Genomic DNA, 24,439 nt, shown 5'->3' with positions numbered 1-24,439 from the left:
GGGAACGAAACCGCGGCGCCCGGGGACTCCGAGCGAGATCCCGCACCGCGCGTGCTCCCCCGACGACACGGCGACACGAACACGGGCTGGTATACGCACCGGCGGACGCACCGTTCTACAGTGCCCGCGGAAGCGATATGCGGTGGGCAGGTGCTGGAAGCGCCTGCCCGACGGCACACAACTCCGGGAGGAGCCACAGGTGACAACCCCCAAACTCGCCCTGGTCGACGGCGCCGCGGCGAAGCTGACGGTGGAAACCCTCGTCATCGGAACCGTGGAAGGCACGGACGGCCTTGAACTCGCGCCGGGGACGAACGAGATCGCCGCGGCGTTCGACGGCAACCTGACCGAGACGTTGACCCTGCTGGGCGCCACCGGCAAGGCCGAGGAAGTCGTCAAAATCGCGGCGAGTGGGTCGTTGCGGGCGGAAGTCCTGCTCGCTGTCGGACTCGGCAAGCGCGATCCGGACGAGGAGATCCCGAGCGAGTCGGTGCGCCGTGCCGCGGGCGCGGCGGCCCGCGCGATGACCGGGGTCTCGCACGCGGCCACCACACTGTCCGAACTAGACGTTTCGGCGACCGTGCAGGGAACGGTGATGGGCGCCTACGCGTTCACCCGGTACAAGTCCTCACCCGGCGACGACCCCGTGACCAAAGTGGACCTCGTGGTCTCCGAGGCCAAGGACGAGTCCGCGAAGTCCGCGTTGAAGGGCGCCACGGCGATCGGCGAGGCGGTCAACACCGCCCGGGATCTGATCAACACCCCGCCGAACGACCTTCCGCCCGCCGCGATGGCGGAGCGCGCATCCGAGCTGGGCCGTTCGGCCGGGTTGGATGTCGAAGTGCTCGACGCCGACGATCTGCGCAAACACGGCTACGGTGGCATCCTGGGCGTCGGTGAGGGTTCCTCCCGGCCACCGCGGTTGGTCCGGATGCGGCACAAGGGCCAGAAGGGGGCCCGGAAGGTGGCGCTGGTCGGTAAGGGAGTGACCTTCGACACCGGCGGCATCTCCCTCAAACCCGCCGCGGGCATGGAGGACATGACCTCGGACATGTCCGGAGCGGCCGCGGTCATCGCGACCATGGTGCTGGCGGCCAAACTCAACTACCCGCTCGACATCACCGCCACCGTTCCGATGGCGGAGAACATGCCCTCCGGCACCGCTTACCGGCCGGGCGACGTATTGCGCATGTACGGCGGCAAGACCGTGGAGGTTCTCAACACCGACGCCGAGGGCAGGCTGATCCTGGCTGACGCGATCACCCGTGCCTGCGAGGACGAGCCCGAGTACCTGATCGAGGCATCGACCCTCACCGGTGCGCAGCTGGTCGCGTTGGGCAAACGGACACCTGGCGTCATGGGCAGCGAGGATTTCCGGGACCGCGTGGCCGAACTGTCCAGGGCCACCGGCGAAGCCGGTTGGGCCATGCCGTTGCCGGAGGAGCTGCGGGCCGACCTCGACTCGAAGCTGGCCGACATCGCCAACGTCACCGGCCAGCGCTGGGCGGGCATGCTCGTGGCCGGCCGTTTCCTCAGCGAGTTCGTGGCGGAGGACGTCGCCTGGGCACACATCGACGTGGCCGGTCCGGCGTACAACTCGAACTCCCCGTGGGGCTACACCCCCAAGGGTGGCACCGGGGTCCCGGTGCGGACGATGGCCGCGGTGTTGGCCGACATCGCCGAACGAAACTGAGAGCCCTGCGATGGAGCTTGCCCGTATGACCGTTCCGCACGGTCCGAGTGTCCTCGGTCCAGTGGTCCCCGGGGCGTGAGTCGGATGCATCGCAAGGCCGGGCCGCTCGCCGCGTAGGTCGCTACTCAAGAGCAGGCCCAACGCGACAAGGCGCCGACTCACGTGCCGGCTAACCGGCCAGGAAGCGAAGTCCTGTTGCGGATATTCCCGCAGGTTATCGCCGTGGGCTCACCTCTCGAGCCCACGGCGGTACTCGCGGCGGCGCAGCACGCGCTGCCTGCGCTGGTAGTCGCGCATCCGTTGCGGGTACCCGACTTTGTTGACCTCGTAGAACGGGACACCCAGCCGATGCGTGAAACGGATCGCGGCGTCCCGTCCCTCGATCCGACGCCGCGTCCACTCCCCGTCGTGGGCGACGAAGACGATCGTCGTCTCGGTCACCTGCGTCGGTGGCTCGAGGAACCCCTCGACACCGTGACGTTGAGCAGCCCACAGCCGGAGGTGTTCGGTGTCCTGGTTCCGCTCGGGGCGGGTGCGTCGCGACCGACCACGACGGCGTAGACGCTCGAACAGGCCCACGGTTCTCCCTCCTTGACCGGTTACCACGATATTGCCAGTCGGGGCATAAAAACCACCTTTCGTGACGTTGCACCCAGCAGTGAGTGTGATCTTCACGCCATTTGTCCCGGGAACGCGGGCAGCCCGTCTCGCGCCCGTGACTCGCGTGGTGACAAGATGGCTTTCAGAGTCGGAGCTCCTCTGGGGTTCCGGTAGCGAGTTGCAGAAATGATGCCTGTCGAGGAGTGCGAAGTGACCGACACGTCCGCCGATCTAGTCATTCTCGGTGGCGGCTCCGGCGGCTACGCCTGCGCTTTCCGCGCGGCGGAGCTGGGCCTTTCCGTCACCCTCATCGAAAAGGACAAGCTCGGTGGGACCTGTCTGCACCGAGGGTGCATCCCCACCAAAGCGCTGTTGCACGCCGCGGAGATCGCGGACTCGGCCCGCGAGAGTGAGCAGTTCGGCGTGAAGGCCTCCCTCGAGGGCATCGACATCGATGGCGTCAACTCGTACAAGGACGGCATCGTCACCAAACTGCACAAGGGGCTGCAGGGGCTCGCCAAGGCCCACAAGATCAACTACGTTGAGGGTGCGGGCACCCTCGTCGACGCCAACACGGTGGAGGTCGACGGCACCCGCTACACCGGAACCAATGTGGTACTCGCCACCGGTTCCTACTCCAAGACGCTGCCCGGCCTGGAGTTCGGCGGTCGGATCATCGCCAGCGAACAGGCACTCAACCTCGATTACGTGCCGGAGAAGGTCGTCGTGCTCGGCGGCGGCGTCATCGGTGTGGAGTTCGCCAGCGTGTGGCGCTCCTTCGGCGCGGAGGTCAACATCGTCGAGGCGCTGCCCCACCTGGTGCCGAACGAGGACGAATACTGTTCCAAGCAGCTCGAACGCGCCTTCCGCAAGCGGGGAATCAAGTTCTCCACCGGCGTGAAATTCACCGGCGCCGAGCAGAACGAGTCCGGCGTGACCGTCAGCCTGGAGAACGGCGAGACCATCGACGCCGATCTGTTGTTGGTCGCCGTGGGACGCGGCCCCAACACCGCGGGACACGGCTACGAAGAGGCGGGCGTGTCGTTGGAGCGCGGTTTCGTGCGCACCGACGAGCGGTTGCGCACCAACCTCCCCGGGGTCTACGCGGTGGGCGACATCGTCCCCGGGCTGCAGTTGGCGCACCGCGGGTTCCAGCAGGGCGTGTTCATCGCCGAGGACATCGCGGGACTGAACCCGCCGGTCATCGACGAGGCGGGCATCCCGCGAGTGACCTACAGTCACCCCGAGGTCGCCTCGGTCGGGCTGACCGAGAGCGCCGCCCGGGAGCAGTACGACAAGGTGGAGACCTTCACCTACGACCTCGCGGGTAACGGTAAGAGCCAGATCCTCAAGACGGCGGGAGCCGCCAAGATCGTTCGTGCCGCGGACGGGCCGGTGCTGGGGCTGCACCTGATCGGTGACCGGGTGGGCGAACTGATCAGCGAAGCCCAACTCATCTACAACTGGGAGGCACTGCCGGAGGACGTCGCTCCGCTGGTGCACGCCCACCCGACCCAGTCCGAGGCGCTCGGTGAAGCGCATCTCGCCCTGGCGGGCAAACCGCTCCACGTACACGGCTGACGCACTCCGCTCAACCGGTCACGTCAGAGCCCATCACACGCCACGAGTACGAGGAGTCAGCAACCGATGGCCTTCTCCGTCCAGATGCCGGCACTCGGTGAAAGTGTCAGCGAGGGCACCATCACTCGGTGGCTCAAGCAGGTCGGCGACACCGTCGAGGTCGACGAGCCCCTGCTGGAAGTCTCCACCGACAAGGTCGACACCGAGATCCCCTCCCCCGCTGCCGGGGTGGTGCAGCAGCTCATCGCCAGCGAGGACGACACCGTCGAGGTCGGCGGCGAACTCGCGCTGATCGGAGACAGCGGCGAGCAGGCCGCACCGCAGCAAGCGGCCGCTACGGAACAATCCCCGCAGCAACCGGCGGAACCGGCCGCCCCCGAACCCGCCGCGGCAGCCCAACCCACCCCCGAGCCGGAGCCCGCCACCCAGCAGCCCCAGGCTTCCGCGGCCCAGGGCACCGACGTGCACATGCCCGCACTGGGTGAAAGCGTCAGCGAGGGCACCATCACCCGGTGGCTCAAGCAGGTCGGCGACACCGTCGAGGTCGACGAGCCCCTGCTGGAAGTCTCCACCGACAAGGTCGACACCGAGGTTCCCTCCCCGATGGCGGGCACGATCCTGGAACTGTCGGCCGCCGAGGACGAGACCGTCGAGGTGGGTGCCAAACTCGCGGTGGTTGGTGACCAGTCGGCGGAACCGGCCGCGGCGCCACAGCCCGCACCGGAACCGCAACCCGCCGCGCCCGAACCCGAGCCCGCTCCGGAACCCCCGCGACAGGAAGCCGCCCCGCAGCCCACGGCGGCCGCTCCCGCCCCGAGCGCTGCGGCGGCACAAGCCGCACCGGAGCAGTCCGCTCCGGCCGAATCCGCTCCGGCCCAGCAGGCCCCAGCCCAGCAGAGCGCGGAGGGGTCGGCGCCGTACGTGACTCCGCTGGTACGCAAGCTGGCGAACGAGCACGGCATCGACCTGCACTCCTTGCAGGGAACCGGCGTCGGCGGGCGCATCCGCAAGCAGGACGTGCAGGCGGCCATCACACAGCGGTCGAGCGGCGCGGCCACCGGCTCACGAGCTGACGAACAGCCCGCGGGGACTGCCACCGCCGAACCGGTCGCCTCGGCCTCGGGCCAGGGGGAGCCCTCCGCGGAGGACAGGGCGCTACGCGGCACCACCCAGAAGATGTCGCGTTTGCGCCAGGTACTCGCCCAGCGGATGGTGGACTCGCTGCAGACCGCGGCCCAGCTGACCACCGTCATCGAGGTCGACGTCACCCGCATCGCACGACTCCGCCAGCGCGCCAAGGACGACTTCGAGGCCGCGGAGGGTGTCAAGCTCTCCTTTCTGCCGTTCTTCGCCAAGGCCACGGTGGAAGCGCTCAAGCTGCATCCCAAGCTCAACGCCTCGATCGACGAGCAGGCCAACGAGATCACTTACCACGGTGCCGAACACCTGGCGATCGCCGTGGACACCGACCGGGGCCTGTTGAGCCCGGTCATCCACGACGCCGGTGACCTCAATCTCGGCGGACTCGCCCGCAAGATCGCCGATGTGGCCGATCGCACCCGCGAGAACAAGGTCAAACCCGACGAGCTGTCCGGGGGCACGTTCACGCTGACCAACACCGGCAGCCGCGGTGCCCTGTTCGACACCCCGATCCTGAATCCGCCGCAGGTGGGAATGCTGGGCACCGGCACGGTCGTCAAGCGACCCGTGGTCGTTTCCGACGAGGCGGGCGGTGACACCATCGCCATTCGCTCGATGGTCTACCTCGCGCTGTCCTACGACCACCGCCTCGTGGACGGCGCCGACGCCGCTCGTTTCCTCAACACCGTCAAGCAGCGGCTGGAGGAGGGCTCCTTCGACGCCGACCTCGGGTTGTGAGTTCGCCGGTCGAACACGACCGGTGACGCGGCGGTGCCGCGGGACTTTCCGGGGCCGTCCACTCTCGGTGGGCGGCCCCGGTTCTCGTGGCCGGTGATCACGCGCGAACCGCCCCGCGTCCCGTGTGACGCCCCGGAGAACGGGCCACCGCACTGCGCCAACCACTCGATCGGGCGACGGTCTCGCACTGTGGCGATCATTGCGACAAGATCGGGGCATGCGTGTGGTTATCGCCGGATCCTCCGGCCTGCTCGGAACCCATCTGGTGCCGGCGCTCCGGCACTCCCGCCACGAAGTGATTCGCCTGGTCAGACGCGCCGCCCAGGCGCCGGACGAACGCGGCTGGGACCCCGGGGCCGGCGAGATCGAGACGGGCGCCCTGGACGGTGCCGACGCCGTGATCAACCTCTGCGGCGCGCCACTCGGCGGCAAGAGATGGACGGCCGAGCGCAAGCGGGAGCTGCTGCGTTCCCGCACCCGTTCCACCGCCGTGCTTGCCGAGGCCGTCGCCGAACGCGGTATTCCCACCCTGGTCAACGCTTCCGGGGTGGACTTCTACGGCGACACGGGCGGCAGGCTGGTCACCGAAACGGCCGGTCCCGGCCAGGGTTTCCTCGCCGATCTGTGCCAACGCTGGGAAGCAGCGGCCGACGCCGCTCGCCCCGCCCGGGTGGTGCGGTTGCGCACCGGCCCGGTGCTCGCCCCCTCCGGCGGACTGCTCGGCCAACTCAAACCGCTGTTCTCGCTGATGCTCGGCGGCAGGCTCGGTGACGGTACCCAGTACATGCCCTGGATCTCGCTGGACGACGAGATAGCCGCCATCCGGTTCGTACTGGAGAACCGGGAGATCTCGGGGCCGGTCAACCTCACGGGTCCGGAGCCGGTGACCAACGCGGAGTTCACCAGAGCGCTGGGCGAGGCGCTCGGCCGCCCCGCACCCTGGGTCATCCCCGGTTTCGCGATGCGCGGGGTACTCGGTGAGTTCGCCCAGGAAGTCGCGCTGACCGGCCAACGCGCGGTGCCCGCGGTGCTGGAGGAACACGGCTTCACCTTCCAGCACCCGACGGTTCGCTCCGCGCTCGGAGCGGCGGTCTCGGCCTGACGTGCTGCCGGACCACGGTTGACGATTTCGCGCGAAATGTACGAGCAGTGGTTCCGCGGCGAACACGAAGCGGCGATATCGCAGGTGAAACCGACCACGGTAGGGTGGCGCCCGTGAGTCACGGTGAGAACTCGTGCCGGGCCTCGGATCAGCCGATCGAGGAACTCGAGCTGGGCACGATCGACTATCTGACGGCTTGGCAACGCCAGCAGGAGCTGGCCACGGCCCGCGCGGAGGGAACCGGAGCGGACACCCTGCTGCTGCTGGAACACCCCTCCGTGTACACGGCGGGCAAGCGAACCGAACCGGAGGACCGCCCCCAGGACGGCACCCCGGTGATCGACGTCGATCGCGGCGGCAAGATCACCTGGCACGGCCCCGGCCAGCTGGTCGGCTATCCGATCGTGCGCCTGTCCGATCCGATCGACGTGGTCGACTACGTACGCAGACTGGAACAGGCACTGATCCGGGTGTGCGAACGGTTCGGACTGCGAACCGGCCGCGTGGAGGGACGCAGCGGCGTGTGGCTCGCCGCCGACGGCGAGCGGCCCGAACGCAAGATCGCGGCGATCGGCATTCGGGTGCAGGGTGGAGTGACCATGCACGGCCTGGAGTTGAACTGTAATTCCGACATGGCCGAATTCGACCGGATCGTTCCCTGCGGAATCAGCGATGCCGGGGTCACCTCGCTGTCGGCCGAACTGGGCAGGGACGTCACGGTGGCCGAAGCGTTGCCGCTGGTGAAGCAGGCCGTACCGGAAGCCCTGGACGGCGTTCTCCCGGTCACCGACCGCGACGTCAGGAAACAGTCGGAGGCCCCGGCGGGCGTGACGTTCGCGCTGGATCCGGAGCTGCGCTGAGCGACGCCGCTCCCTCCGAGCACTCGCGGCGTGGTGGGCGAGCCGCTCACCCACCACGCCGTGGTTACCCGGCCACGAGTTCCCCGCCGTCGCTTCCCAGCCCGAGGCCGGAGTGCCGGTCGGGAAGTCCGATCAGTCCAGCCGATTCGCTACCTCGGCGGCTACCAACTCGATGTGATCCAGGTCCGACAGGTCCAGCACCTGCAGGTACAGCCTGGTGATGCCGGTGTTCCGCCGCCACTGGCCGATTTTGTCGACCACCTCCTCCGGAGTACCGGCGAGGCCGTTGGCGCGAAGTTCGACCGGATCACGGCCGATCGCCTCGGCACGCCGCGCCAGCTGTGCCTCGTCCTTGCCGACGCAGAGGACCAAGGCGGCGGAACGCACGATCTCGTCGGGATTCCTGCCGATCGCGGTGCACGCCTGCCCCACCCTGTCGAACTGTGCCGCCGCGGTTTCCTGGTCGACGAACGGCAGATTGAACTCGTCGGCGAACCTGGCCGCCAGCTCCGGGGTCTTCTTCTTGCCGCCCCCTCCGATGAGCACCGGAGGACGGGGCTGCTGCACCGGTTTGGGCAACGCGGGCGAGTCGTCGAGCCGGTAGTACGTCCCCGAGTAGTCGAAGGTCTCATCCGAGGGCGTGGACCACAGCCCCGTGATGATCTCCAGCTGCTCGGCGTAACGCTGGAAACGCTCCCGCAACGGAGGAAACGGAATGCCGTAGGCAGTGTGCTCCTCCTCGTACCAACCGCTGCCGATTCCGAACTCGATGCGCCCACCGGACATCTGGTCGGCCTGGGCCACCGAGACGGCCAGCGGCCCGGGAAGGCGGAACGTCGCCGCGCTCATCAGCGTCCCCAGTCGCAACCGTGAGGTCTCCCGCGCGAGCCCTGCCAGAGTCAACCACGCGTCGGTCGGCCCCGGCAGGCCGCTCGAATCTCCCATCCGCAGATAGTGGTCGGAGCGGAAGAAAGCGTCGTAACCCGCCGACTCGGTGGTGCGGGCGACACGGAGCAGATCGTCGTAGGTGGCACCCTGCTGGGGCTCGGTGAAGATTCTGAGTTTGAATTCCTCGGTCACGTCCCGAGGCTAACCGGCCCGCGCGGACTCGCGAGTCACACGTGCGGTGTGGCGGCCGACCGTCGCGCGGGCCACGCGGCGCCGCACGCCTCCGGTAACCCCATACGAGAGTTGTTCGAAAATCCGGCGGGATATAGAAATGCGGCCATGACCAAATGGGACGAGACCGCCGTGCCGGACCAGTCGGGACGGACGGTGCTGATCACCGGGGCCAACTCGGGGCTGGGGCTGCGGAGCGCGCAGGTACTGGCCTCCCGGGGTGCCCGGGTGCTGCTCGGCTGCCGGGACCCCGAACGCGGTAAACGGGCGGCGGAGGGAATCGAGGGCTCGGCGCAAGTGCAACCCGAGGTCGTCGAGCTCGACCTGGCCGACCTCGGCTCGGTACGCGAGGCGGCTTCGCGGATCAGGGAACGCACCGGTGACCGACTCGACGTGCTGATGAACAACGCGGGCGTGATGGCAACCCCGTTCCGCGGCACAGCGGACGGGTTCGAGCTGCAGTTCGGGACCAATCACCTCGGGCATGCCGCGTTGACCTGGCTGCTGATGCCCGCGTTGCGCGGTGGACGGTACTCCCGGGTGGTGACGCTCTCAAGCCTCGCGCACCACGGCAACGGACTGGACACCACCGACCCGAACTTCCGGCGCCGCCACTACTCGCCACTGCGGGCCTACTGCCAGTCGAAACTGGCGAACCTGCTGTTCACCCGGGAACTCGACTCCAGACTCCGAACCGCCGGACTCGACATCACCAGCGCCGCGGCCCACCCCGGCATGACCGCCACGGAACTGGCCCCCAACTCCGCACGGCAACGCACGTTGCCCGCGTTCGTCGGTGACGCGGTGAGCAAGGGCAACGCGCTGATCACCCAACGGGTGGAACTCGGAGCACTGCCCCAGCTGTACGCGGCCACCGCATCGAACGTGGCGGGTGGGGACTACTTCGGGCCCGCACGACTGGCAGAGAGCCGTGGCCATCCCAAGCGGGCCGCGCTCAATCCGGCCGCGCGCGACGACACGAGCGCGGCACGACTGTGGGAGGTCACCGCGGAGCTGACCGGTATCTCTCCCGAACCGTTCTGAACAAGGTTTTCCGGTCGGGTCGGGGAGCTACCCGCTTGACGGAACCTCCCGCCCGCTCTCGCTCCGGGAGGCCCGACATCGGGTAGCGGCCCCGGAGAGGTGAACACCGATCCGGCAATCGGGCCGACGCCTCGCTCAGTCGCGGGGCACCTCGAACAGTGACCACCGCACGGCCGCACCGGCGCGGCACGCTGTTTCGGTGAAGAGCGGGCTCGGGTGAGTTCGGTCATTGTCGAGCACCGGTGGGCGGGGCGTAGCCTGTGGTCGTGACTGTGGCGCCGGAGGGGCGGAAGATGTTGCGGCTCGAAGCCCGCAACAGTCAGACGCCGATCGAGAAGAAGCCGTCCTGGATCAAAACGCGCGCTCGCATGGGTCCGGAGTACCAGGAGCTCAAAGGGCTGGTGCGGCGCGAGGGCCTCAACACCGTCTGCGAGGAGGCGGGTTGTCCCAACATCTTCGAGTGTTGGGAGGACCGGGAGGCCACGTTCCTCATCGGCGGTGACCAGTGCACCCGCCGGTGCGACTTCTGCCAGATCGACACGGGCAAACCCGCCGAGCTCGACACCACCGAACCACGCAAGGTCGCCGAGTCGGTGCAGGCCATGGGGCTGCGCTATTCGACGGTAACCGGTGTGGCTCGCGACGACCTCGACGACGGCGGCGCGTGGCTGTACGCGGAGACGGTGCGTCAGATCCACGAGCTCAACCCCGGTACGGGTGTCGAGCTGCTGATCCCCGACTTCAACGCCGAGCCGGACCAGCTCGCCGAGGTGTTCGGGTCGCGCCCCGAGGTACTCGCGCACAACATCGAGACCGTGCCGAGCGTGTTCAAGCGGATGCGCCCCGCGTTCCGGTACGACCGCTCGCTGAAGGTGCTCACCCTCGCGCGCGAGGCGGGGCTGGTGACCAAGTCGAACCTGATTCTCGGCATGGGCGAGACCCCCGAGGAGGTCGAGCCCACCCTGCGGGACCTGCACGAGGCGGGCTGCGACATCATCACCATCACGCAGTACCTGCGCCCCAGCCCCCGGCACCACCCGGTGGACCGCTGGGTCAAGCCCGAGGAGTTCGTCGAGCACACCAAGGCCGCGGAGCGCATCGGCTTCCCCGGTGTCATGGCGGGCCCCCTGGTCCGCTCCAGCTACCGGGCGGGGCGGCTGTACGCCAAGGCGACCGAGCACCGCGGTATGCCGCTGCCGGAGAACCTCGCGCACTTGGCGCAGGCGGGAACCGCCGCGCAGGAGGCCAGCAACCTGCTCTCCAGCTGAGCCGCTCACCCGGAACGCGTGGGCGTCTCCCACGCGTTCCGGGGAACGGTCTCGGCGAGTCGCGCCCGGTGGATCAGTTCCCGTCCCGGCCGAGGTCGAGATACCGGGATCGCACGACGCGAACCAGGTACCACAGCGCGGAAAGCGCGAACATCCCGGCGGTGAGCAGCAACCAGCGTCCCAGGAAGGGCTGCTGGGTCTGCCCCGTGGCCGCGTAGTAGGTGAACTCCCCTTGCCTGATGATGCCGGGCAGGAACACCAGCAGCAGCAACGCGGAGCCGAGCACCGGCACGCGAACGTGGTTGATCCATCCCACGACCGCCCTCCCACCACGGGCACCGGCGTGGAGCAGCCGATCCGCCCCCGCGTAGACGGGGAACAGCACCAGGTCGTGCAGCACCACCGCGGCGAGGAACCAGACCAACATCCGTGTGAACCTCGGATCGGGCACGAGCAGCACCACCACGTAGGCGGTCAGCGCGAAAGCCCCCAGTACCAGTAGCAGTTGGTGCGGACCGGCACCGTAGGCCCGCGCGAACCAGCGGAGCAGCACACGCATCTCACTCGCTCCCGAACTCGATGTCGCGCACCCATTTGGTGTTGTGCACCCCGGGCAGCGCGGGAACTATCGCTCTGGCCGGGTAACCGTGGTCCATGGCGAGGTCGGCGTCGTTGACCCGCAACGCCAACAGCGCGTCGGGGTCGAGCACCTGGTTGGCCTGCAGCGTGGCCGCCCGGAACGCACCGACGGTCTCGATCGAACTCACCCTGGCCCAGGTCGGTTCGGGCACCCCGGCCAGCACGGCCAGCTCACGCAGCCGTACCCCGCTCCAGCGTTGCGTCGTCGCCCACCCCTCCACGCAGGCGATCGGCAGGGTCGCGGTGTGCTGCGGCATTCCCAGCAACTCCCGCCGGGAGAACCGCGCGGTCCCGTTCGGTGAGCGCAGCACCAGCCGCCAGTTCTCCCCCGTATCGGCGGGAGCTATCCGCGCGGCCTCGGCAGTGCGGTTGACCTGGAAATCGTTGGGACCGGAACCGTAGCTTCTGCCGCGGGGCAGCAACAGGGCAGCGCGGCGAGCGGGGCCGCCCACCACCTGGCCGATGCTGAGTACCCCCAGCAACAACGAGCCGGCTCCGACCAGGCCGAGCGCACCACGCCGGCTCATGGTGGGCGCGGCGGGCTCGGCGGCCACCAAGCCGCTCCCGTCCAACGGTTCCGGGCGGGTTTCGGCCCGCGTGGTTCGCAGTTCGGAACGCAGCGAACGGGACCGCAACGCGTGGATCATGCGAGGGATCTTGAGCGCCACGTGCACGACGAAGCCCGCGATGAACACCCAGGCGCCGTAGTAGTGCGCGGTGTAGAAGCTGAAGCCGAACACGTAGTCGTACTGGATGTTGAGGACACCGGTGACGATCTCGAAGAGCACGCCCCCGACCAGCAGCAGCAACGCGAGGCGTTCCAAGACCTTGGCGGGAGAACGGGCGGGGGGCCATTCGAACAGCTTCGGCACCACCGACCAGAGTTTCGCCAGCACCACCGGGATGAGCACCAGCCCGAGAATCACGTGCGTCCCCTGGTTGAGCACGTACAACCAGGCCGGGCTTGTCGGCCAGTCGAAGGCGGGCAGTCGCAACCAGCCGACCTCACGGGGGAAGGCCTGACCGAACTGCGGGCCGTAGGCGATGTAGGAAAGCAGCCCGGTGATGGTCACCAACGGTAGCGTCACCAGCAACACGGCCCCGAGCATCGAGGTCAGCCACGGCCCGCGTAGCGGACTGCGCCATAGCCGACTCCGACGCGCCCCGGCGGGACGGAGTCGGGCCAACAACCGCCAGGCACCGGCCGGAAAACCGAACTCGAGCTCCTCCAACGGATCGCGACGTGTTTCCTCGCGCGGAGCGGCCCGGGAACTCACGAGCCGCGGTGGTGGGGATGAGCCGACGGCCCGGTAAGTGGCGTCCAGTTGGAACACGGCAGCCCGGCACACCTGCAGCACCTCCGTCGGCGACGGTCCTGACGGGCAGTGTACGACGGCGAGACCTCCCGCCGGGGCGTTTTTCGGAGGGAAACGTCCCGGACCGTATGGACGCCCCCGAAGGCCCGCGCCGTATCCTGGAGCTATGGCCAAGCAGGACCGAGCCGCGAAGAAAGAAGCGGCCAAACAGAGACGACAGGCGTCGAGCGGTCGTTTTAAACAGCTGTTCGAGGCGTTCAAGATGCAACGCCGCGAGGACCGGCTGCTGGTGCCGCTGATGCTGGCGGTACTGCTCGGTGCGGCGGTCGTCGCGTTCCTGCTCGGCCTCGTCTGGGGGTTGCAGTGGTTTTTCCTGCCCGTGGGTGTGGCCCTCGGCGCGTTGGGCGCGGTGATCGTGTTCGGCAGGCGCGTGCAGCGCAACGTCTACAGCAAGGCCAGCGGCCAACCGGGTGCCGCGGGCTGGGCGCTGGAGAACATGCGTGGCAAGTGGGAACTGACCCAGGGCGTCACCGGGAACAGCCAGCTGGACGCGGTGCACCGGCTCGTGGGCAAGCCGGGGATCGTCCTCGTCGGCGAGGGTGAACCGCATCGAGTCAAAAGCCTGATGGCCCAGGAGAAGAAGCGTATCTCGCGGCTGGTCGGCGAGACTCCGATCTACGAGATCATGGTCGGTGACGGGCAGGAACAGGTTCCGCTGCGGAAACTGCAGTCCAACATCATGAAGCTGCCCCGCAACATCAACGCCGGGCAGATCGACTCGTTGGAGAAGCAGCTCGAGGCGTTGGGCAACCGGGCAAACCCGATGCCGAAGGGTCCCGCGCCGCAGGGTGCGAAGATGCGCAACATGCAACGCGCGAGCCGCAGGAAGTAACCGGGCACGGCAGAGCGCGGCGCGTGCCGCGCTTTCCGCCCCCGCTTTCCAGCCGATGAAGGGCGGATCACTCGACTCCTCCGAAGGAGTGAACCGATCCGGCCCGGTGTTACACGGCGGTTGCCGGGTTCACGGCCTCCGGTACGCGCGAGCCCGCACGGCGACGTCGAAGCGCCGCGGGACGTGAACCGGTCGGGGCCAACGGGAACCAGCGGCCCCTCTTGAATCAGCGGCCCCTCTTGAATCAGCGGCCCGTCCGAGGTCAGCGGCCCGTCCGAGGTCAGCGGCGCAGCACCACGGTGCCGCTGAGCCGGTCGTGCCAGGAACGACCGTCGAGGTTCCACAGCACGGCGGGAACGATCACGGCGGTCAGCACGCAGCGAAGCAGCGCACGCGGCAGCCCGACGCTCGGGGTGGCGTCGATACGTGCCACCCAGATCCGCGTCACGGCCATGCCCGGTGTGAATCCGAAGAACGCGACCGGCAAGACCGTGATCAGCGCCCACGAGACCAGACTCCAGTTACCGGGCAGCTCCGGAGCCGTGAACAGCCCGGCCACGAGCGCCGCGAGCACGATGTCCACCAGAAAACCCAGTGCTCGCCGTCCCGAGGGCGCCACCGATCCGGCTCCCTGCTCGGGCAGCCCCAGACGTTCGCCCCGCCAGTGTTGCTCCGGTTCTCTCGACTCCCGCACGGATGCGGGGCCGGAGAGCCAGGAACCGAGTATTCTACCCACGTGACCAGCATACGGGGGCGTTCGACCACTCCGAACCGACGCCCGCTCCGTCCCGGGAACAACAGACCGTTTCGTTAACGTCGGCGAAACACGCGGGTGACGACCGGGCAACACCGCCCCCCTAATCTCGTTCACGAGCCGGTGACGAGGAACGACCGGTGAGCGGTACCAATGCGTGAAGGAGCCATCGAGGGTGTTCAAGAATCCAGACGAGGTCCTACGCTTCATCTCCGACGAGGGCGTGAAGTTCGTCGATGTCCGGTTCTGCGACCTGCCGGGCGTCATGCAGCACTTCACGGTTCCCGCCTCGGCGTTCGACCACGACACCTTCACCGAGGGACTGGCCTTCGATGGTTCGTCGGTGCGTGGTTTCCAGTCGATCCACGAGTCGGACATGCTGCTGCTGCCCGACCCGTACACGGCCCGTATCGACCCGTTCCGGATCGAGAAGACGCTGATCCTCAACTTCTTCGTGCACGACCCGTTCACGTTGGAGCCCTACAGCCGTGACCCGCGCAACATCGCCCGCAAGGCGGAGCAGTACCTGAACGAGTCCGGCATCGCCGACACCGCCTTCTTCGCCTCCGAGGCCGAGTTCTACATCTTCGACTCGGTGCGCTACTCCGAGGACGCGAACTCCTCGTTCCACGAGGTCGACTCGATCGAGGGCTGGTGGAACACCGGCCGCGCCGAGGACGGCGGGAACCTGGGTTACAAGACCCGCTACAAGGGCGGTTATTTCCCGGTCTCGCCGTACGACCACTACGCCGACCTGCGCGACGAGATGAGCACCGAGCTCGCCAAGGCCGGGTTCGAGGTGGAGCGGGCCCACCACGAGGTGGGAACCGGCGGCCAGGCGGAGATCAACTACAAGTTCAACACGATGCTGCACGCCGCCGACGACCTGCAGCTGTTCAAGTACATCATCAAGAACACCGCTTGGCGGCACGGCAAGACCGTGACCTTCATGCCGAAGCCACTGTTCGGTGACAACGGCTCCGGCATGCACTGCCACATGTCGCTGTGGCAGGGCGGCTCGCCACTGTTCCACGACGAGTCCGGCTACGCGGGACTGTCGGACACGGCGCGGTACTACATCGGCGGCATCCTGCAGCACGCCCCGAGCCTGCTGGCGCTGACCAACCCGACGGTGAACTCCTATCACCGCCTGGTGCCCGGCTTCGAGGCGCCGGTGAACCTGGTCTACTCGCAGCGGAACCGCTCGGCCTGCATGCGCATCCCGATCACCGGGACGAATCCGAAGGCCAAGCGTGTCGAGTTCCGTTGCCCCGACCCGTCCGGCAACCCCTACCTCGGCTTCGCCTCGATGCTGATGGCGGGCCTGGACGGCATCCGCAACAAGATCGAGCCCGCTGACCCGATCGACAAGGACCTCTACGAGCTGCCGCCGGAAGAGGCCAAGAACGTGCCGCAGGTTCCCTCCAGCCTCAGCGACGCGGTGGACAACCTCGAGTCCGACCACGAGTACCTGCTGGAAGGCGGCGTGTTCACCGAGGACCTGCTGGAGAACTTCATCTCGCTCAAGCGGGAGAACGAGATCGACCCGATCCGGCTGCGTCCGCACCCGCACGAGTTCGCGCTGTACTTCGACGTGTGATCGACAGCCGCACCGCGTGACATGAGTGGGCCCCGCCTCGGCGGGGCCCACTCTGTTGTGTGCTGTTCCGCTCGCCGTTCGATCGGCCCGATACGTGCCGAGGAGGTACGGCTAGCTCTTCCGGATGATTTCCGTGAGATCGGTGCCCGCGACGAGAAGGGCGAGTGTGCGCTGCGCGATGGAGTCGATTCTGGTTCGCAGTGCCGCGAGCGGGTCGTCGACCTCGTGGAGCTCTCGGATCTCGTGCATGGTTTTACGGATATCGGGAATTCGGTAGCCCGCTGCGCGTAGCGCGGCGGTGATCCGAGCCTCTCGAATCGCGGACAAGGGATACCGGCGAACGCTGCGACTGGTCACGCGGTCGGGGACCACCAATCCGGCTTGTTCCCAGAACCGCAGTGTCGATGTGCGGACGCCGAGGGCCGTGGCCAGCTCCGCGATCGTCATGGTGTCCGCCGCACCGGTTTCGGCCTCGTCCACGGCTTCGTCGCGTATCGAGAGCAGCGCTCGTTGTGCTTCGAGGGCGTCCTCCCGCGCCCGGACGAGCGTGCCGTGAAAAGAACTGATCAGCGCCACCGCCTCGTCGGTGGGAAGCGTGGGCACTCGTCGAAGTACACGTCTCGCCTCCACCGGACCGAGGGCCACGGCCAGGTTGCGGTAGGTGCGCAGTGCGAGCAGATGGGCGCTCGAGAACTCACGGTATCCGTTCGCCGCGCGATGGGCGGCGGGAATGACTCCGAGCCGTTCGAGATCGCGAACCTGCTGGGGCGAGTAGCCAACAGCCGCGGCAGTGGCGGAGGTGTTGAGACTCCCTCGGTGGGCCCCCGAAGCATTCACAGCTGTCGAACCCTCCACAAGCACTTCAATGTCACGCTCGAACCATGAGTATGCACCACATCCTCGAGACAGTCCGTGAATTCGAAGGAATCCTCGAGCTCGCCCCCGGTGAGGGAAGTGGGTTTCCCGAGATCGCCTGGGGCGACCACTTCTTCTACTACTCACCGGATGGGCGAATCCCGCAGCACCACCAGCCATTCGCCACGATCGTCACGAAGGACTATCCCGGCGAGCCGTCGTCGAACCTGGGGTCAGTGGACCGATACCGCGTGAATGTCGATGTCGGCCGGTCGACATTCACCGAGCTCACCGGCGAAACCCCCCGCGATTTCAATTCGAGCGACAAGAAATCGCGAGAATTCGGTGAATCGGACGTGTTCATGCCCCATCCCGGGTACGGTGCTCGCGGTTGGGTGGCTGTCGTGAACCCGGCGGAGCGGACCATGACCCCCCTGGTTGATCTCCTGCACGCCGCGTACGAAAAACAACGGCGCCACGTCGAGCGCCGGGCACGCGAGGGTGACCACAACGACAGCACGGCACCGGAGCAGTGAGAAACCGCTTGGGCCGCTGCCACGGGTCGGGGAACGGTTCGGTATCCGTGACGTCGAGTGCTGGTGTTCGGCCTGCCACTGAACGCGTGCGGCAGGCGCCGAACAAGCACCATCATCACCGGGATCGGCCCAGCAGCCCACCCACGGAGGACAACCGAGCGGCGGGATTCGTCCACGACGGGCGCGGTGCGGGCTTCAAGAGCTCGGCACCACGCCCGGCGTGCTCGCCCGGAGAGGCGCGGAGTCGATTCAGTCGACGGTGAGTACCAGCTTGCCCCGCACGTGGCCCTGCTCCAGCAGTTCGTGCGCCTGGGCCGCTTCGCGCAGCGGGAAGGTGCGCTGCACTTCCACCCGCAGCTGACCACGGTCGATCAGCTTGCCCAACCAGGTCAGTTCCTCGGTGTCCGGCCGGACGAACACATAGTGCCCGCCCTGCTGCAGCACGGTCTCGGGATCCTCCACCGAGGCGTGCCGCGAGCTGTCCCGCAGGATCTCCGGGGTTTCGCGCAGCGCGGTTCCGCCAGCCATGTCAATCGCGGTGTCGACCTTGCCGTCACCGCCGACGAGCTCGGCGACGCGCCCCTGCAGCCCCGGGCCGTAGGTGACCGGCTCGGCTCCCAGCTCCCGCAGAAAGTCGTGATTGCGTTCCGAGGCGGTCCCGATCACCCGGGAGGCCCCCAGCGCGAACGCGATCTGCACCGCGAGGTGCCCGACACCGCCCGCCGCGGCGTGTACCAGCACGGAATCATCGGTGCCGGTCTCCACCGCCTGCAGCATCTGCAGCGCGGTGAGCCCGGCCAGCGGCAGTCCCGCCGCCTGCGTGAAGTCCGCCGCACCCGGTTTGTGGGCCAGGGTGCGCACCGGAGCGGCGACCAGTTCGGCATAGGTGCCGTGCTGCACGTGGTCCTCGCGCACGTAGCCCACGACCTCGTCCCCTGGCTTGAACTCGGTCACGGCGGGCCCGACGGCACGAACCACGCCCGCGAGGTCCCAGCCGGAGATCAACGGTGTGTGGTGCGGGAAGAGGTCGCGCAGATAACCGCGGCGGATCTTCCAGTCCACCGGATTCACTCCCGCCGCCCTGGTCTCGACGAGCACTCGGTCGGGACCGACCAGCGGATCGTCCAACTCCTGATACGAAAGAACGTCGGGTTCGCCGAATTCGGTGAGCGCGATAGCCTTCATGGTTCCTGCAACGACATTTCGTCGCGATCTTATTCCGGCATTCGGAGCAGTGCGTCCAGCCTGCTCGTCGAACCCTCCACCAGTCTCATCGACCGTGGCGAGTACCGGCGGGGGTTCCACCCGCCGGGCTCTCGCGCCCGACAACCCCGGTCAGCTCAACGCGTCCTCGTAGAAGATCCGCTCCACCACGCTCCTGGCACGCCGGGTCGCGCGCAGGTAGTCGTCCAGCACCTGGCCGGAGTCCGAACCGCTCGGATATCCCAACGCAGCGGCCACCGCGTTGAGCTCTCTGGAGTGTTTGGGAAGCTGATCACTCCCCTTCCCCCGAACCAGCATCACGGCATTACGCGCTCGCATGGCCAGCGTCCACGCGTTCTCCAGGGTCGCCGCGTCCTCTTCGGTCAACAGTCCGGCCCCGGCAGCGGCGCGCAATCCGCCGATCGTAGAAGTGGTACGCAGTTCGGGGAACTCGTGGGCGAAGCGAAGCTGCAACAGTTGCAGCGTCCACTCCACATCGGCCAGTCCACCTCGCCCCAGTTTGGTGTGGGTGGCCGGATCGGCACCGCGCGGCAACCGCTCGGCGTCGACCCGGGCCTTGATACGTCGAATCTCACGGGCCCTCCCCGCGTCCAGTCCGCCCTCCGGATACCGGATCGAAGCCACGGCGGAACGGAACCGCTCCCCCAACTCGGTGTCCCCCGCCACCGGACGGGCCCGCAGCAGGGCCTGGGCCTCCCAGATCTGGGCCCATCTCCGGTAGTAATTCAGATAGGAGTCCAACGTCCGGACCAGCGGCCCCGACCTTCCTTCCGGTCGTAGATCTGTGTCCACCTCCAACGGCGGGTCCTGACTGGGCTTGCCCAGCAGTCTGCGTACCTGCTCCACCACGGCGGTCGCGAACCGCACGGCGGTACTGTCGTCCACTCCCTCGACCGGCTCGCAGACGAACATCACGTCGGCGTCGGAACCGTAACCGAGCTCGGCACCTCCCAGCCTGCCCATACCGATCACGGCGATCCTGGCGGGACGCGCGCCACCATCGCCCCCACCGTTCGGAGCCGACCACTCCGACCTGGCAGCGACATCCCGAACAGCGGCGTCCAACGTGGCCTGCAACACCGCCACCCACACCGTGGAGAGCGCGGCGAACACGTCGTGCGGCTGGATCACCCCCAGCATGTCCCCCGCCGCCACACGCAGCAATTCGTGCCTGCGCAGCGAACGTGCCGCCGAGGCCGCGCGTTCCGGATCGACGTGCCGCGACACCGCACTGCACAGCGAACCGGCCACCTCGGCCGGATCCCGTTCGGACAGTTCCGCGGTATCGGCCAACAGCCGCAGCACTTCGGGAGCGCGTACCAGCAGCTCGGGAACCAGTTTCGAGGTGCCCAGCAAAAAGGCGAGTCGTTCGGCGACCACCGCCTCGTCCCGCAACAACCGCAGATACCAGGGGGTCTCCGCGAGCGCCTCGGAAACATTGCGGTAGGCAAGCAGCCCGCCGTCCGGATCGGGAGTACGGCCCAGCAGGTCCAGCAGCACCGGCAGCAGGGTCCCCTGGATACTGGCACGACGCGTCATTCCCGAGGTCAGCGCCGCGATATGACGCAGCGCCCCCTCCGGGGAGGTGTAACCCAACGCTGCCAGCCGATCCACCGCTGCCCCGGTGGTCAGCCGCAACGCCTCGGTGGGCACCTTCGCGACCGACTCCAACAGCGGCCGATAGAACAACTTCTCGTGCAACCGGCGCACCCGGTTGCCCTGTTTGCGATACTCGCCGAGCAGCACGTCGGCCGCTTCCTGACTGCCCTGCGAACGCATCCCCATCGCGCGCGCCAGCTGGTGTAGCGTGGCCCGCTCCGTCGATGGCGGAAACAGGTGGGTGCGTCGCAACCTGCGCAGCTGCAACCGGTGTTCCACTCCACGAAGAAAGGCGTAGGAGTCGGCCATCGCACCGGCGTCGCTGCGGGCCACGTATCCCCGTTCTCCCAACGAGCGAAGCGCCGTCATCGTGGAGCGGGACCTGATGTGCTCGTCTCCTCTGCCGTGCACCAGCTGCAGCAACTGCACCGCGAACTCGACGTCGCGCAATCCGCCCCTGCCGAGTTTGAGTTCACGATCGGTCTGCTCGGCGGGGACGTGCTGTTCGACACGCTGCCGCATGGAGCGCACGTCGGCGACGAAATCCTCCCGCTCCGCCGCCGTCCAGATCAACGGCCGAACCGCCTCCGAGTAACGCTCGCCCAGCTCGGTGTCACCCGCCACCGGGCGCGCCTTGAGCAACGCCTGGAACTCCCAGGTGCGGGCCCAGCGACGGTAGTAGCTCAGATGCCCTTCCAGCGTGCGCACCAACGCCCCCGACTTGCCCTCCGGCCGGAGGGCGGCATCCACATCGAAGAAGGCGGCGCCCGCCACACGCATGAGCGTGCTCGCCAGCCGCGTGGCCGGTGCCACGTCCTCCTCCGAGGCAGCCACGAAAACGACGTCGACATCGCTGACGTAGTTCAGTTCCCTGCCCCCACACTTGCCCATCGCGATCACCGAGAGCCGGGGTGGGTGCTGCCCGGACAGCTCGGAGGCGGCCACCGCCCATGCCGCGCGCAACGCGGCGACCGCCGCGTCGGAGAGGCTGCCGGTGATCTCCTCGTACGAGGGAGCGGTGATGTTCGGATCGACGGATCCGGCCAGGTCGGCGGCGGCGATCTCCAACAGCAGCCCACGATAGGCGGCACGAAGTGGGGTCACCGCGACACTGCTGTCCATTGTGGCCACCGGAAGATCCGGAATCCCGTTTTCCGGCGAGGACGTGGTCATCGCACCCACGCTGTACAACAGTTCGGCGCTGAATTCCCGGACTCCGCGCTGCCGGATGTCGTCGCCCGCCAGGCGACGCCAGTCGGCGGGGTTCGCGACCAGGTGGTCGGCCAACGCGCTCGAGTAGCCGAGGGTCGCGAGGAACCTGGTTCGCAGCTCCGAGTCGGCCGACAGTCGAGGCTCGAGGTCCGTCCATTCCGCTTCGGAGGACTCACGCAGCCGATCGACGGAATGCAGGGCGAGGTCGGGATCCGGCGTGCGGGAGAGAGTCTCCAGTACCGGTTCCGTCGCGGGCAGCGGGCCGCTGTCGCCCCACCAGCCCGCCGCACGGAGCTGGGTCTCGGCTCGTTCCACGTCGCTGAATCCGTACCGCGCGGGCGACGGCACCGCCCCGGAGCGCTGCCAGTTGGCTTGGGCCATGTCCGTACCGTAATCCGAAGCGACGGGCTACGGGGATCCCGTCGTGATCGTTGTTGCACACCGGATCGCGAATCGGCTTCGTGCCGCAGCGGAACCGTGCTCGGCAGCGCGGCGGCAAGACGGTCCGTGACGGCCACGCGTTCCGAAAGCCGGCGGAAGACTTCGGTGGAAGACTCCGCTCAGGCCAACGGCAGGGAACGTGTGGTGGTCCGTTCCTCCGGTGGGGTGGCGGCGAGCTCGAAGAACCGCCGCGCCACCGGCTGCCAGGTCTCCGCGAGATCGGCGTGGAATTCACGGAGATGCTCGGCGTCGAACTGGCCACTACGTGCCGCTTCCGCCAACTCCGGATCCGCCTCGGCCAGGCCGTGCACCATCGTGGGGGTGGTCTCGATGTGGAACTGGAAACCGTAAGCTCTGCTACCGACGCGAAACGCCTGGTTCTCACCCATGGGAGAAGCCGCCAGCAGTTGGGCGGTCGGGGGAAGCGTACTGATCTCGTCGCGGTGGAACTGGAACACGTCCGGGGTCAGTGGCAGCGGGCCGACGAGCACGTCCTCGGCCGCCGCGTCCCGCTTAGCCACCAGCAGCGTCCCGGCTTCGGGCCCGTCGCGGCGGGTGGCGATTCGTCCCCCGGTCGCCATCGCCAGCAGCTGTGCTCCGAGACCGAGCGCCAGTACCGGCGTCCCTGCCGAGGTGGCGGTGCTGAGCAGCTTCCGCACCGAACTCAACCAGGTGTGTTCGAGATCGGCTCCGGCGTTCGTCTCACCGCCGAGTACCACCAACCCCGCATAGTCCCCCGGTGTTTCCGGGAGCTCCTCCAGACGCGGATCGAGCACGTCGAGGTCGGCTCCGAGTTCGGTGAACCAGTCCCCCAACATGCCGACTGGGAAGTTTTCGGACGGCCGCACCACGAGAATCCGCACTCCGCTCATGCCCGCCAGGATACGAACGGCTGCGAGCCGAGTCACATCCGGTGCAGCACGATCTCGTCGGTGTCGTGCACCGGCCGGAAACCGATGCGCCGGTAGACGGAATTGGAGGTGGGGTTGGCCAGGTCCGCGAACAGCACGATCCGCTCCGCGCCCGCCTCGACGGCTCGTCGGGCCGCCGCCAGCGTGACAGCCGCTCCGTACCCGTTACGGCGGAACCGCGCGGGGGTGTAGACGTTTCCGATCCGGGACATCCCGTACTTCGGCGTGCTGTGGAAGGCCATCGCCACCGGTCGGACACCGTCGGACCAGAGCACCGGAACCCGACCGCTGTCCAGGAAGGACCGCAATTTCTCCTCCGACGGCTCGGTGCCGACTCCGATGTCTACGGCCTCGCGGGCGTATTCCGCTCGCCAATCCGCCAGCCAGGGAATGTCGGATCGGACGAAATCACGTTCTTCACCCACCACTTCGGCCGGGAATTCCGGCGTGTGCAATTCGTAGAGCCGCTGCCGCATCCGGAGTTCGCCTCTCGCTCCGGTACGGCCGCACCATGCTGCCGCCAACCGATTGACCTGTTCGGTGGGGCCGAGCAGAGCCCCCGGGTCAGGATCGTGTTCGCAAAGCGCGTTCACGAGTTCCGCGGCGTCCCGATCAGGTAGTGCACCGATATGTGCCGGGAAAGGTGGGGTGCGGAGATAAGCACCGAGCACGGTTCGATTCTCGTGCAGGGTGAGCAGCACGGGAGCGGGGCCGGCTTCGTAATTTCCCGCCGCGGCCAGAACCGTCACGGGAATGGTCTGCCGCACGGGATCGGCCAGGTAGAACCGCTCAGCGGTTTTCCGGAAGGAAGCGAGCGAGTCGTGGCGTTCGACGTGCATGAAGGACATGCTCGTCGGTGCTCGGAGTTCGGACAACTCGTTTTCGGGGGATGCACGTGTGGCCCGGGCACCGTGGTGGTGTCCGGGCCACATCGTGGGGGGTTGGGTCGGCGGTGTCCGTGTCTCCCACACCCGTGGGGGTGCAGTACCTGGGGCGCTGGAGGGCTTAGCTGCCGGGTTCGGGATGGATGCCGGGCGTGTCCCCTCCGCTGTGGCCACCGACCCAAAACTGGGGGGCCGAGCGGGTCGGCCGGTATGCGGTTGTCGAGGATATCGGGGGTGGTGGTTGGGTGGGAGCCGTATAGTGGTGGCGAGATCGCGTGCCTGCCTGCCGGTGTGCCTGCCGGGACAGAGGAAATGGGGGTGTCGTCGTTCGGCGGGTTAGTACCCGTCCACTGAACACATCGCTGTGCGTACATGTCGGGCCTATCAACCCAGTCATCTGCTGGGTGCCTTATCCCCCCGTACGGGGGGTG

The 24,439-nt window shown here is 67.8% G+C and carries 20 protein-coding genes and 2 rRNA genes; 10 read left to right on the top strand and 12 right to left on the bottom strand.

Annotation, left to right across the window (positions count from 1 at the left end; all coding sequences use genetic code 11):
• The first annotated feature begins 199 nt into the window (after positions 1-199).
• Positions 200-1,693, top strand: coding sequence for a leucyl aminopeptidase (locus ACOQFL_RS00110; protein WP_435542020.1), 1,494 nt, complete (start codon positions 200-202; stop codon positions 1,691-1,693).
• A gap of 228 nt (positions 1,694-1,921) precedes the next feature.
• On the opposite strand, the gene ACOQFL_RS00105 is transcribed toward ACOQFL_RS00110, so the two are convergent.
• Positions 1,922-2,272 carry an oxidoreductase gene (locus ACOQFL_RS00105; RefSeq protein WP_435542019.1) on the bottom strand — a complete coding sequence of 117 codons (351 nt, stop codon included), beginning with the start codon at positions 2,270-2,272 and terminating at the stop codon, positions 1,922-1,924.
• A gap of 231 nt (positions 2,273-2,503) precedes the next feature.
• Here ACOQFL_RS00105 and lpdA point away from each other — a divergent pair, with 231 nt between their 5' ends.
• The 4 genes from lpdA (at position 2,504) to lipB (ending at position 7,714) form a co-directional block, all read left to right on the top strand.
• On the top strand, positions 2,504-3,874 hold the full coding sequence (gene lpdA, locus ACOQFL_RS00100; RefSeq protein ID WP_435542018.1) for a dihydrolipoyl dehydrogenase: 1,371 nt from the start codon (positions 2,504-2,506) through the stop codon (positions 3,872-3,874).
• Between the two features lie 66 nt (positions 3,875-3,940).
• Positions 3,941-5,752 carry a 2-oxoglutarate dehydrogenase, E2 component, dihydrolipoamide succinyltransferase gene (gene sucB / locus ACOQFL_RS00095; protein WP_435542017.1) on the top strand — a complete coding sequence of 604 codons (1,812 nt, stop codon included), beginning with the start codon at positions 3,941-3,943 and terminating at the stop codon, positions 5,750-5,752.
• A 217-nt stretch (positions 5,753-5,969) separates the two neighbouring features.
• Positions 5,970-6,854, top strand: coding sequence for a TIGR01777 family oxidoreductase (locus ACOQFL_RS00090; RefSeq protein WP_435542016.1), 885 nt, complete (start codon positions 5,970-5,972; stop codon positions 6,852-6,854).
• Between the two features lie 113 nt (positions 6,855-6,967).
• Positions 6,968-7,714 (top strand): lipoyl(octanoyl) transferase LipB, encoded by a 747-nt coding sequence (gene lipB, locus ACOQFL_RS00085; protein WP_435542015.1) that lies wholly within the window; start codon positions 6,968-6,970, stop codon positions 7,712-7,714.
• Positions 7,715-7,846: 132 nt separating this feature from the next.
• Here lipB and ACOQFL_RS00080 read toward each other — a convergent pair whose 3' ends face one another.
• Complete coding sequence (locus tag ACOQFL_RS00080) at positions 7,847-8,794, bottom strand: LLM class F420-dependent oxidoreductase (RefSeq protein WP_435542014.1); 948 nt, start codon at positions 8,792-8,794, stop codon at positions 7,847-7,849.
• 147 nt (positions 8,795-8,941) lie between these two features.
• Between ACOQFL_RS00080 and ACOQFL_RS00075 the strand changes: the two genes are divergently transcribed.
• Both ACOQFL_RS00075 and lipA read left to right on the top strand, forming a co-directional pair.
• On the top strand, positions 8,942-9,877 hold the full coding sequence (locus ACOQFL_RS00075) for an oxidoreductase (RefSeq protein ID WP_435542013.1): 936 nt from the start codon (positions 8,942-8,944) through the stop codon (positions 9,875-9,877).
• A gap of 266 nt (positions 9,878-10,143) precedes the next feature.
• A complete protein-coding gene (gene lipA / locus ACOQFL_RS00070) occupies positions 10,144-11,145 on the top strand; it encodes a lipoyl synthase (protein WP_435542012.1) in 1,002 nt (333 codons plus the stop codon).
• 73 nt (positions 11,146-11,218) lie between these two features.
• Here lipA and ACOQFL_RS00065 read toward each other — a convergent pair whose 3' ends face one another.
• Together ACOQFL_RS00065 and ACOQFL_RS00060 are read right to left on the bottom strand one after the other, a co-directional pair.
• Complete coding sequence (locus tag ACOQFL_RS00065) at positions 11,219-11,704, bottom strand: hypothetical protein (protein ID WP_435542011.1); 486 nt, start codon at positions 11,702-11,704, stop codon at positions 11,219-11,221.
• Position 11,705: 1 nt separating this feature from the next.
• A complete protein-coding gene (locus ACOQFL_RS00060; RefSeq protein ID WP_435542442.1) occupies positions 11,706-12,893 on the bottom strand; it encodes a molybdopterin-dependent oxidoreductase in 1,188 nt (395 codons plus the stop codon).
• Between the two features lie 373 nt (positions 12,894-13,266).
• Between ACOQFL_RS00060 and ACOQFL_RS00055 the strand changes: the two genes are divergently transcribed.
• The gene (locus ACOQFL_RS00055) at positions 13,267-13,992 is read left to right on the top strand and encodes a DUF4191 domain-containing protein (protein ID WP_092628724.1); all 726 of its coding nucleotides are present in this window, start codon (positions 13,267-13,269) and stop codon (positions 13,990-13,992) included.
• 280 nt (positions 13,993-14,272) lie between these two features.
• Here ACOQFL_RS00055 and ACOQFL_RS00050 read toward each other — a convergent pair whose 3' ends face one another.
• Positions 14,273-14,728, bottom strand: a complete 456-nt coding sequence (locus ACOQFL_RS00050) for an RDD family protein (protein WP_435542010.1) — start codon at positions 14,726-14,728, stop codon at positions 14,273-14,275.
• Between the two features lie 193 nt (positions 14,729-14,921).
• Here ACOQFL_RS00050 and glnA point away from each other — a divergent pair, with 193 nt between their 5' ends.
• Positions 14,922-16,346: a type I glutamate--ammonia ligase gene (gene glnA, locus ACOQFL_RS00045; RefSeq protein ID WP_092628816.1), complete on the top strand. Its 1,425-nt coding sequence runs from the start codon at positions 14,922-14,924 to the stop codon at positions 16,344-16,346.
• A 111-nt stretch (positions 16,347-16,457) separates the two neighbouring features.
• Here glnA and ACOQFL_RS00040 read toward each other — a convergent pair whose 3' ends face one another.
• Complete coding sequence (locus ACOQFL_RS00040) at positions 16,458-17,183, bottom strand: MerR family transcriptional regulator (RefSeq protein WP_435542009.1); 726 nt, start codon at positions 17,181-17,183, stop codon at positions 16,458-16,460.
• 44 nt (positions 17,184-17,227) lie between these two features.
• Here ACOQFL_RS00040 and ACOQFL_RS00035 point away from each other — a divergent pair, with 44 nt between their 5' ends.
• Positions 17,228-17,737 carry a DUF6194 family protein gene (locus tag ACOQFL_RS00035; RefSeq protein ID WP_435542008.1) on the top strand — a complete coding sequence of 170 codons (510 nt, stop codon included), beginning with the start codon at positions 17,228-17,230 and terminating at the stop codon, positions 17,735-17,737.
• A 249-nt stretch (positions 17,738-17,986) separates the two neighbouring features.
• Here the strand turns inward: ACOQFL_RS00035 and ACOQFL_RS00030 are convergent, their stop codons facing one another.
• The 6 genes from ACOQFL_RS00030 to ACOQFL_RS00005 form a co-directional block, all read right to left on the bottom strand.
• Positions 17,987-18,922 carry an NADP-dependent oxidoreductase gene (locus ACOQFL_RS00030; RefSeq protein WP_435542007.1) on the bottom strand — a complete coding sequence of 312 codons (936 nt, stop codon included), beginning with the start codon at positions 18,920-18,922 and terminating at the stop codon, positions 17,987-17,989.
• Positions 18,923-19,072: 150 nt separating this feature from the next.
• Positions 19,073-22,153 (bottom strand): bifunctional [glutamine synthetase] adenylyltransferase/[glutamine synthetase]-adenylyl-L-tyrosine phosphorylase, encoded by a 3,081-nt coding sequence (locus ACOQFL_RS00025; RefSeq protein ID WP_435542006.1) that lies wholly within the window; start codon positions 22,151-22,153, stop codon positions 19,073-19,075.
• Positions 22,154-22,332: 179 nt separating this feature from the next.
• Positions 22,333-23,085, bottom strand: coding sequence for a type 1 glutamine amidotransferase (locus ACOQFL_RS00020; RefSeq protein ID WP_435542005.1), 753 nt, complete (start codon positions 23,083-23,085; stop codon positions 22,333-22,335).
• A gap of 32 nt (positions 23,086-23,117) precedes the next feature.
• Positions 23,118-23,963, bottom strand: coding sequence for a GNAT family N-acetyltransferase (locus ACOQFL_RS00015; RefSeq protein WP_435542004.1), 846 nt, complete (start codon positions 23,961-23,963; stop codon positions 23,118-23,120).
• 105 nt (positions 23,964-24,068) lie between these two features.
• A 5S ribosomal RNA gene (rrf, locus tag ACOQFL_RS00010) occupies positions 24,069-24,186 on the bottom strand.
• A 137-nt stretch (positions 24,187-24,323) separates the two neighbouring features.
• Positions 24,324-24,439: ribosomal RNA gene (locus tag ACOQFL_RS00005) — 23S ribosomal RNA — on the bottom strand; the annotation flags it as partial.

Source organism: Actinopolyspora sabaoui, assembly GCF_051225635.1.
Classification (GTDB): Bacteria; Actinomycetota; Actinomycetes; order Mycobacteriales; family Pseudonocardiaceae; genus Actinopolyspora.
This window is presented reverse-complemented; position numbering and strand designations above follow the sequence as displayed.

Bases quoted from the DNA above. Each gene is read 5' to 3' on its own strand.
- ACOQFL_RS00025 (WP_435542006.1), bottom strand. From the start codon at position 22,153: ATGGCCCAAGCCAACTGGCAGCGCTCCGGGGCGGTGCCGTCGCCCGCG.
- ACOQFL_RS00030 (WP_435542007.1), bottom strand. From the start codon at position 18,922: ATGAAGGCTATCGCGCTCACCGAATTCGGCGAACCCGACGTTCTTTCG.
- sucB (WP_435542017.1), top strand. From the start codon at position 3,941: ATGGCCTTCTCCGTCCAGATGCCGGCACTCGGTGAAAGTGTCAGCGAG.
- ACOQFL_RS00075 (WP_435542013.1), top strand. From the start codon at position 8,942: ATGACCAAATGGGACGAGACCGCCGTGCCGGACCAGTCGGGACGGACG.
- ACOQFL_RS00090 (WP_435542016.1), top strand. From the start codon at position 5,970: ATGCGTGTGGTTATCGCCGGATCCTCCGGCCTGCTCGGAACCCATCTG.
- ACOQFL_RS00020 (WP_435542005.1), bottom strand. From the start codon at position 23,085: ATGAGCGGAGTGCGGATTCTCGTGGTGCGGCCGTCCGAAAACTTCCCA.
- ACOQFL_RS00015 (WP_435542004.1), bottom strand. From the start codon at position 23,963: ATGCACGTCGAACGCCACGACTCGCTCGCTTCCTTCCGGAAAACCGCT.
- ACOQFL_RS00060 (WP_435542442.1), bottom strand. From the start codon at position 12,893: ATGCTCGGGGCCGTGTTGCTGGTGACGCTACCGTTGGTGACCATCACC.
- ACOQFL_RS00055 (WP_092628724.1), top strand. From the start codon at position 13,267: ATGGCCAAGCAGGACCGAGCCGCGAAGAAAGAAGCGGCCAAACAGAGA.
- ACOQFL_RS00035 (WP_435542008.1), top strand. From the start codon at position 17,228: ATGAGTATGCACCACATCCTCGAGACAGTCCGTGAATTCGAAGGAATC.
- ACOQFL_RS00065 (WP_435542011.1), bottom strand. From the start codon at position 11,704: ATGCGTGTGCTGCTCCGCTGGTTCGCGCGGGCCTACGGTGCCGGTCCG.